Source organism: Pseudarthrobacter sp. NPDC058119 (genome assembly GCF_042884655.1).
Classification (GTDB): domain Bacteria; phylum Actinomycetota; class Actinomycetes; order Actinomycetales; family Micrococcaceae; genus Arthrobacter.
This window is the reverse complement of the sequence record NZ_JBHVTN010000004.1, coordinates 325409-334046: the sequence shown is the minus strand read 5'-3', so window position 1 is coordinate 334046 and position 8638 is coordinate 325409. Positions and strand designations below refer to the sequence as shown.

Genomic DNA, 8638 nt, shown 5'->3' with positions numbered 1-8638 from the left:
GAAACCGGCTCCGCGGAAAAGGCCCGCGCCGCCATGGCCCGCCATCTCGACGCCGTGGGCATAGCCCTGGACTCCATCCTCAACAGCTAGCAAGATCCAACCAACCTTCCCAAGGACCCCATGCCCTCCCCCGTTTTTTCTGCTGCCCACACCGCTGCCCTGGCCGGGGTGACCCTTCCGCAGCACGCCCCACTGGTCGCGGCCATCCGCGACGGCCTGGTGGAGAGTGTGCATTACGGCTCCGCCATTGCCCTCGCGGCTGACGGTTCGGTGGCGGCGTCCGCCGGCGCTCCCCTGGCACCGTTCTACCCGCGGTCTGCACTCAAGCCCCTCCAGGCGGTGGCCATGGTCCGCGCAGGCCTTGAACTTCCCGCAGATCTCCTGGCACTGGCCGCCGCGAGCCATTCGGGCGCTGCAACGCACCGTGACGGTGCCCTGCGCATCCTTGAAATGCACGGGCTCGCCCCAACGGACCTGGACAACAGCACCGACCTCCCCTATGGGACCGCCGAGCGCGAGGATTGGCTGCGCGCCGGCGGCAGCGCCACCCGCATCACCCAGAACTGTTCCGGGAAACACGCCGCCATGGTGGCCACGTGCAAGATCAACGGCTGGCCGGTGCAGGGTTACCTGGATCCCACCCACCCACTGCAGCGGGTCGTGGCGCAAACGGTCATCGACCTGACCGGAGAAGAGCCGGCAGCCGCGAGCACCGACGGCTGCGGCACCCCCTTGTTCGCCCTCACGCTGCGCGGCATGGCCGGCGCCTTCGGCCGGATTGCCAAGGCTGCGGCGGACGACGACGGCAGCCCGGAAGCCGACGTCGGCCTCGCCATGCAGCAACACCCGCAGATGGTGGCCGGCGAGGGCCGCGACGTCACCGCATTGATGCGCCTGCTGCCCGGCACCGTGGCCAAGGACGGCTTTGAGGGCGTGCAGCTGGTGGGCCTGCCCGGCGGCAGCGCCGTGGCCGTCAAGATCTCCGACGGCGGCGACCGCGCCCGGATGGCCGCCACCGTCCGCATGCTGGAGGCGCTGGACGTCGACACCGACCAGCTCGCCGGCATCGCCACCGCCCCGGTGCTAGGCGGCGGCCGCGAGGTGGGCCGGCTCCTGGCCACCGATTTCCTTGACCAATCGTCCGCACCCGTCAACGAAGCCCTGTAAGGACACCATGACCACCATCGAAACCGCCGCACCCGCCCAGGTCCGGTCCGAACACGACCTGCTCGGCGACCGGGACGTGCCCTCGCACGCCTACTGGGGCGTGCACACGCTTCGCGCCGTGGAGAACTTCCCCATCACCGGGCAGAAGCTCTCCTCCAACATGCACCTGGTCCACGGTCTTGCCGCCGTGAAACTGGCCGCTGCCCGTACCAACCGCGAGCTGGGCCTCCTGGATGCCGAACGCGCCGATGCCATCGAACAGGCCTGCCAGGATGTCATGGCCGGACGCCTTGCCGACCAGTTCGTCGTGGACGTCATCCAGGGCGGCGCCGGGACGTCGTCGAACATGAACGCCAACGAGGTCATCGCCAACCGCGCCCTGGAAATCCTGGGCCACCCCAAGGGCGACTACGCCCGGCTGCACCCCAACGACCACGTCAACCTCAGCCAGTCCACCAACGACGTCTACCCCACCGCCGTGAAGCTGGGCACCATCTTCGCCGCCCGGGAACTGCTGGCCGCACTCGAGGAACTCGAGGATGCCTGCGCCGCCAAGGCCCAGGAATTCCGCACCGTGGTGAAGATGGGCCGCACCCAGCTGCAGGACGCCGTGCCCATGACCCTGGGCCAGGAGTTCGGCAGCTACGCCGTGACCATCGGCGAGGACCGGCTGCGCCTTGCCGAAGCCGAACTGCTGATCCACGAAATCAACCTCGGCGCCACCGCCATCGGCACCGGCCTGAACGCCCCTGGCGGCTACGCCGACACAGCCTGCCGGCACTTGGCCGAAATCACCGGACTGCCGCTGGTCACCGCCGTCGACCTCATCGAAGCCACCCAGGACGTGGGTGCGTTCGTCCACCTCTCCGGCGTCCTCAAGCGCGTGGCAGTAAAACTGTCCAAGATCTGCAACGACCTCCGCCTGCTCTCCTCCGGCCCCCGGGCCGGCTTTGGCGAAATCAACCTGCCAGCCGTCCAGTCCGGGTCCTCCATCATGCCCGGCAAGATCAACCCGGTCATCCCGGAAGTGGTTTCACAGGTGGCCTACGAGGTCATCGGCAACGACGTCACCATCACCATGGCCGCCGAAGCCGGGCAGCTGCAGCTCAACGCCTTCGAACCGATCATTGTCCACAGCCTCCACAAGAGCATCTCCCACCTCGAGGCAGCCTGCCGCACCCTCACGGCCCGCTGCATCAGTGGAATCACCGCCAACACCGACCACCTGCGCCGCACCGTGGAGCAGTCCATCGGCCTGGTCACCGCACTGAATCCCCACCTCGGCTACGCCACCGCCACTGCCATCGCGCAGGAAGCGCTTGCCACCGGCAAGGGCGTCGCCGCGCTCGTCCTGGAACACGGGCTCCTCACCGACGCCCAGCTCCAGGAACTCCTGAGCCCCGAACGCCTGGCCAACCTCAGCAAGTAGTCCCCCCAACTGCTCCCCGAAGGACACTTCAATGACAAACACCCCACTTCCCGACCACCTGATTGATGGTGGCCATGCGCATGCGTCCGAGACCTCGCTGCACGCGGAGGACAAGGGCTACCACAAGAACCTCAAGCCCCGGCAGATCCAGATGATCGCGATCGGCGGTGCGATCGGCACCGGCCTATTCCTGGGCGCCGGTGGCCGGCTTAACGCGGCTGGCCCGTCCCTGGTCATCGCCTACGCCGTCTGCGGGTTCTTCGCGTTCCTGATCCTGCGCGCCCTGGGCGAACTGGTCCTGCACCGCCCCTCGTCGGGCTCGTTCGTTTCCTACGCCCGTGAATTCTTCGGCGAAAAAGCCGCGTTCGTCTCCGGCTGGTTCTACTGGATCAACTGGGCCACCACCACCATCGTGGACATCACTGCCGCCGCCCTCTACATGCACTTCTTCGGCAACTACATCCCCTGGATGGCCGATGTCCCGCAGTGGGTCTGGGCGCTGACCGCCCTCGTCGTGGTCCTGGCCCTGAACCTGGTCTCCGTGAAGGTCTTCGGCGAAATGGAATTCTGGTTCGCCCTGATCAAGGTCGCCGCCCTTGTCGCGTTCCTGCTCATCGGCACCTACTTCGTCATCTTCGGCACGCCCGTGGACGGCCAACAAGTGGGCATCAGCCTCCTATCCGACAACGGCGGGATCTTCCCCAACGGCCTGCTGCCCATGATCATCCTCATGCAGGGCGTCCTGTTCGCCTACGCCTCCATCGAGCTCGTCGGCACCGCGGCCGGTGAGACCGAGAACCCGGAAAAGATCATGCCCAAGGCCATCAACTCCGTGGTCTTCCGCATCGCCGTGTTCTACGTCGGCTCCGTGATCCTGCTGGCCCTGCTGCTGCCCTTCACGTCCTACCAAAAGGGCGTCAGCCCGTTCGTGACGTTCTTCGGTTCCATCGGCGTCCAGGGCGTGGACGTCATCATGAACCTCGTGGTCCTCACCGCTGCCCTGTCCTCGCTGAACGCCGGGCTCTACTCCACCGGCCGGATCCTGCGCTCCATGTCCGTCAACGGCTCGGCCCCCAAGTTCGCTTCCCGCATGAACAAAGCAGGCGTCCCCTACGGCGGCATCGCGATCACCGCCGTGGTGTCCCTGCTGGGTGTCCCCCTGAACTACCTCGTCCCGGCCGAAGCCTTCGAGATCGTGCTGAACATCGCCTCGGTGGGCATCATCATGACCTGGGCCACGATCGTGCTCTGCCAGATCCAGCTCAAGCGCTGGGCCGACAAAGGCTGGGTGGAACGCCCCTCCTTCCGGATGTTCGGTGCCCCCTACACCGGCTACCTCTCCCTGCTCTTCCTGGTCGGGGTCCTGGTCATGGTGTTCATCGACTCCCCGTTCACCATGCTCGTGACCGCCATCGCCTCGGTCCTCATGGTCCTGGGCTGGTACGCCTGCCGCCACCGCATCCGTGAAATCGCCGAAACCCGCGAAGGCTTCACCGGAACGTCCCCGGTGGTCGCCAACGCTGCGGCGGACACCTTCAAGAAGTAGCAGCCTTAAACGTCCGACGGCGGCACCCGGGTTCTGGAGTTCACAGAACCCGGGTGCCGCCGTCGGGTTTTAAGGGCGGGTCCCGGCCGTCACTTGGATGGCTTGACCACCAGGGCTGACCCGCCGCCGCGCCTTACCGGCTCGGCTGCGGCCAGGGTACGCCCGTCATCGAGGAACTCGATGGCGGTGGCTGCGCCGATCTCCGCGGCGGAGGTGAACGAGTCACCCGACGGCGCCAGGGTATGGCCGAACCGGGAGGTCAGGGCCGGGCCGTACTTGTCGATGAACGCAGGTTCGGCAGTGACGTTGGCGGTGTTCCGCTGGGACGCACGCGGGGCTGCGATGGCGTCAGGGGTGCTCATCCCCAGGTCGATGCGGTTGACGATGGTCTGCAGGACGGTGGTGATGATGGTGGAGCCGCCCGGTGAGCCCAGCGCCAGGAACGGCTTGCCGTCCTCCAACAGGATGGTGGGCGACATGGACGAACGCGGCCGCTTGCCTGGCTCGACCCGGTTGGGATCCGTGGCGCTGTAAACCGTGGAGAAGTCGGTGAGCTCGTTGTTGAGCAGGAACCCGCGGCCGGGAACAACCATGCCGGAGCCGCCGGTCTGTTCAATGGTCAGCGTGTACTCGACCACGTTGCCCCACTTGTCCGAGACGGTCATGTTGGTGGTGGAGATGTTTTCCGTGTCCTTCTCATCCGCGGCAGCGGCAGGTTTCATCGGGCAGGTTCCGTCGTAGTTGCCGACGTCACCGGGCAGCACTGGTTTGGTTGCCGCATGGGTGGGGTCAAGCTCGCAGGCGCGTTCCTTGCCGAAGATGGGATCCGTCAGGGCCTTGGTGGGCACCTTCACAAACGCCGGATCCCCCACGTACTTGGCACGGTCCGCAAAAGCCAGCGCGCTGGCCTCGAGGTAGTGGTGCAGAACGGCGGGCTGGTCCTTTTTCAGTGCCGGCGGGTTGAACACGTCCAGGATGTTCAGCGATTCGCCGACAGTCGTGCCGCCGCTGCTGGAAGGTGCCATGCCGTAGACGTCATAGCCCCGGTAGTTCATGTGCGTGGGGTCCTGGTCCAGTGCCTTGTAGTGTTCCAGGTCCTCCTCGGTCATGGAGCCTGGAGGGACTGGGAGCCGGTCCTTCTTGGCAATGGTCAGATCCACCGGCGGCGCCTGCACGGTCTTGGCGATCTCCTTGGCCAGCGGTCCGTTGTAGAACGCCTCCATGCCCTGGTCGGCGAGGAGCCGGTAGGTGTCGGCGAGATCGGGGTTCTTGAACACCGAACCTACCTCCGGCAGCTTTCCATCGTGCAAGTACAGGTCCTTAGTGGAGGTAAAGGCTGCGAAGCGCCTCTGGTTGTCCGCCGTCTGCTGGCGGAACGTGTCGTCCACCACGAAGCCGCGGTCGGCGACCTCAATGGCAGGTTCCAGCGCCTTCTTCAGGCTGAACTTCCCCCAACGCTCCAACGCGCGCTCCCAGGTGGCCGGCGTACCCGGAACACCCACGGAGACGCCGCTCGTAACCAGTTCGGGCGTGAACGGGTAGGGCTTTCCCGTGGCGGGATCGATGAACGCATCGTTCTTGATCTTGGCCGGCGCCGTTTCCCGCCCATCGATGGTGCTGACTTTCCCGGACTTCGCGTCGTAGTAGACGAAGTAGCCGCCACCGCCAATTCCGGCGCTGTACGGCTCGGTCACCCCCAGGGTGGCTGCCGCGGCCACCGCCGCGTCCACGGCATTGCCGCCATGCCGGAGGACATCGATGGCCGCCGCTGACGCTTCCGGGTCCACGGTGCTCACGGCGCCGCCGTAACCGGTGGCCGTGGGGTTTTTGTCGGTGTGGCGCCCGTCGCCTTCATGCGGGTTCGTCGCAGCGGCGGGACTGATGGCCCCCGTGGTGACGCTTATGGCCAGCGCCGCAGTAACAGCTGCGAGCCGGCGTCCGAAATGTGGCATGGTGGCTCCTAAATGGGGGTTTGAGTGATGTGGGCCACGCTACTCTTCGGGTAGGACACACTCAACGGCCCCGGAAAGGGAAGGTGCACCATGGCAGGATCCAAGCTCGCGGTGGTGGGCGCTGGAAGCGTCGGAACCTCGCTGGCCTACGCGGCATTGATCCGCGGCTCTGCCAGCAACATCGCGCTGTTCGATGTCAACGCCCCCAAGGCGGAAGCTGAAGCCCTGGACCTTGCCCATGGCAGCCAGTTCGCCGCGGCGTCGGCCACCGTCACCGGCGGCGGGGACATCGCCGTCACGGAAGGCGCCGACGTCGTGGTCATCACCGCCGGCGCCAAACAGAGCCCCGGCCAGAGCCGGCTGGACCTGGCCGGCACCAATGTGCAGATCCTGGAACAGTTGATGCCGCCCCTGCTAGAGCGGGCACCGGACGCGGTCTATGTCCTGGTCACCAATCCCTGCGATGTCCTGACGGTGGCCGCCCAGCGGATTTCCGGGCTGCCCCCGGAGCGGATCTTCTCCTCCGGCACGGTGCTCGACACATCCCGGCTGCGCTGGCTGCTGGCCCGCCGCGCCGGTGTTTCTGTCAGCAGCGTCCACGCCAGCATGGTGGGCGAGCACGGCGACACCGAATTCCCGCTGTGGTCCGGCGCCACCATCGGCCCGGTGCCGATCCGCGACTGGACGGTTGGCGGTGAACGGATCTTCACGCCCGAATACCTCACCGGCGCCGCCAAGGAAGTGGTGCAGGCCGCCTATAAGGTCATCGCGGGCAAGGGGGCCACGAACTACGCCATCGGCCTCTCCGGCGCCCGCATCGTGGAGGCGCTGCTCCGGGACGACAACGCCGTCCTGCCCGTTTCCACGGTGCTGTCGGGGCTCTACGGGATCTCCGGGGTGGCACTTTCCGTGCCCAGCGTAGTGGGCCGCGGCGGCGTGCACCGGGTCCTGGAAACACCCATGGACGACTACGAGCTGGCAGCACTGCGGCACTCCGCGGACACCCTGCGGCACACCATGGACGCGCTGGGCCTCTGAGCGGACGTCATGCAACGCCGCCGCAACCCTCCCGGGCGGCGGCTTCGCATAAGCTCACTTCCAGGTGCCAAACGCTGGCCCACCGGGACTGGCTCAACGACGAACCAACAGGAGCACGCATGACCAACTGGCGGATCAGGGATCTCCATTCGGCGGACCTGGACGGGATCCTGCACCTGTGGGAGACACTGAAGGCCAACAACGTGGAGCCCGTCTACGCCCTGTCCGAGGTCCTCGCCTCCTGCGAAAAGGACCATGCAGTGGTGGCGGTGCTGGGTGAGCAGGTGGTGGGCGCTGCCGTCGGACGGGCCGCGCACGACCAGGGTTGGATCGTCTTCCTCGCCACCCTGCCCGAATACCGGGGCCGTGGCATCGGCACGTCGCTGCTGGCCGCCGTCGAAAACCGGATGGCCCCGCACGGCCTGAACAAGCTATCGGCGCTCATGCCGGAGTCCGAAACCCGGGTGGAGGCGTTCCTGGGCCGCGGCTTCGCGCTCAAGAAGAACCTCCGCTACTTCGAACGAACCATCCCAGTCCAGCGCCAGGAGCTCGGTGCCCTCGGCCAGCTCGGCGGACGCGTCCTGGCTCGCGACCTGTGGGAAAACGTGGCGGGCATGCGCAAGGAAAAGGAACTGCTCGAACGCCGCCTGGTGCTGCCGCTCGCCGAGGCGGACCTGGCCGACGAATTCGGCGTGGTGCCGCCGCGCGCCGTCGTCCTGTTCGGCCCGCCCGGCACCGGCAAGACCACCTTCGCCAAGGCCATCGCGTCCCGGCTCGAATGGCCGTTCGTGGAAGTGTTCCCCTCCCGGCTGGCCGGTGATCCCCAGGGCCTGGCCGGCGCACTGCGCGAAACCTTCCTGGAAATTGCCGAGCTGGAGCACGCAGTGGTGTTCATCGACGAGGTGGAGGAAATCGCCTCCCAGCGGGCCGGGGATCCGCCGTCGCCACTGCAGGGCGTGACCAACGAGCTGCTCAAGATCATCCCTGCGTTCCGCGAACAGCCCGGCCGGCTCCTGGTCTGCGCCACCAACTTCATCCGCGCCCTGGACTCCGCGTTCCTGCGCCACGGCCGGTTCGACTACGTCATCCCCATCGGGTTGCCGGACCGGCAGGCCCGCGAAGCCATGTGGCAGCGTTTCATCCCTGCCAGCGTGGTGGACGGTGTGGACGTGGAACTCCTGGTGGAGCGTACCGAGGGTTTTTCCCCGGCGGACATCGAGTATGCCGCCCGCAGCGCGTCACAGCGGGCGCTGGAAAAGGCAGTGTACGACGACGGCGGGCTGGCCTCGGGGGGCGACGTTTCCGTCCGGGAGGCGGTGCGGAAGGGTCCTTCCACGCAGGACTACCTGGACGCCATCGGTGACACCCGGACCACCGTGAGCGCTGAAGTGCAGGCGGATTTCCGTGAGGACATCGAGGCCCTGGGGCGGGTTTAGGAACCTGGTTCTGCGGACTCCCGCGCCGGGACTTTGGCCCCTTTGCCTTGTCCCGGGGCAGCGCCAGAGT

At 66.9% G+C, this 8638-nt stretch carries 6 protein-coding genes; 5 read left to right on the top strand and 1 reads right to left on the bottom strand.

Annotated features, from left to right (window positions below):
• Window positions 1-120: 120 nt before the first annotated feature.
• The 3 genes from ACFVTD_RS11540 to ACFVTD_RS11530 are packed head-to-tail and all read left to right on the top strand — an operon-like array spanning window position 121 to window position 4142.
• Window positions 121-1167 carry an asparaginase gene (locus ACFVTD_RS11540; RefSeq protein ID WP_387562586.1) on the top strand — a complete coding sequence of 349 codons (1047 nt, stop codon included), beginning with the start codon at window positions 121-123 and terminating at the stop codon, window positions 1165-1167.
• 7 nt (window positions 1168-1174) lie between these two features.
• Window positions 1175-2596, top strand: a complete 1422-nt coding sequence (locus ACFVTD_RS11535) for an aspartate ammonia-lyase (RefSeq protein ID WP_387562584.1) — start codon at window positions 1175-1177, stop codon at window positions 2594-2596.
• A 31-nt stretch (window positions 2597-2627) separates the two neighbouring features.
• Window positions 2628-4142, top strand: a complete 1515-nt coding sequence (locus tag ACFVTD_RS11530; RefSeq protein WP_387562581.1) for an amino acid permease — start codon at window positions 2628-2630, stop codon at window positions 4140-4142.
• 89 nt (window positions 4143-4231) lie between these two features.
• Here ACFVTD_RS11530 and ggt read toward each other — a convergent pair whose 3' ends face one another.
• Window positions 4232-6094 carry a gamma-glutamyltransferase gene (gene ggt, locus ACFVTD_RS11525; RefSeq protein WP_387562578.1) on the bottom strand — a complete coding sequence of 621 codons (1863 nt, stop codon included), beginning with the start codon at window positions 6092-6094 and terminating at the stop codon, window positions 4232-4234.
• 90 nt (window positions 6095-6184) lie between these two features.
• Here ggt and ACFVTD_RS11520 point away from each other — a divergent pair, with 90 nt between their 5' ends.
• Together ACFVTD_RS11520 and ACFVTD_RS11515 are read left to right on the top strand one after the other, a co-directional pair.
• The gene (locus tag ACFVTD_RS11520; RefSeq protein ID WP_387562575.1) at window positions 6185-7132 is read left to right on the top strand and encodes an L-lactate dehydrogenase; all 948 of its coding nucleotides are present in this window, start codon (window positions 6185-6187) and stop codon (window positions 7130-7132) included.
• Window positions 7133-7251: 119 nt separating this feature from the next.
• Entirely contained in the window at window positions 7252-8568 is a 1317-nt protein-coding gene (locus ACFVTD_RS11515; protein ID WP_387562572.1) for an ATP-binding protein, read from the top strand.
• Window positions 8569-8638 lie beyond the last annotated feature (70 nt).